This is a genomic window from Streptomyces sp. SP17BM10 (assembly GCF_036322405.1).
In the GTDB taxonomy this organism is placed as follows: Bacteria; Actinomycetota; Actinomycetes; order Streptomycetales; family Streptomycetaceae; genus Kitasatospora.
Genome location: NZ_JAQYXB010000559.1, coordinates 1 through 343, shown reverse-complemented (window position 1 = coordinate 343; position 343 = coordinate 1). Strand labels below are relative to the sequence as shown.

The 343-nt window shown below is 66.2% G+C and carries 1 pseudogene; it reads right to left on the bottom strand.

Annotated features, from left to right (window positions below):
* Positions 1–69: 69 nt before the first annotated feature.
* Positions 70–343 (bottom strand): annotated as a pseudogene (locus PUR71_RS14620) (Rieske (2Fe-2S) protein); the annotation flags it as partial.

The window sequence follows — 343 nt, the reverse complement described above, 5'->3', positions numbered from 1 at the left end:
GGTTCGGCTGGCAGCTCGGCTGGAACCAGGTGCTCTTCGACGCCGACCCGCCGAACACGGTGCGCCGTTGCTCGGGGCGTCAGGCTCGTAGCAGTCGCAGGTGGCGACGAGGAAGCCCTTCTCGGATGTTGTGATCTTCATCGGGGGCCGCGGGTGACCGGCCGGGCCGAAGATGTCGCGCGCGCCGTCCGACATGTCGAAGGTCTACTGGTGGCTCGGGCAGAGCGCGTGGTGGGTCTTCTGCTCGTAGAGGCTGATCGGGCAGCCGACGTGGGTGCAGATCTTCGAGTAGTCGTGGATGCCCTCGAAGCCCTTGTCCCGGGACTTGTCGTCCTTGATGTCG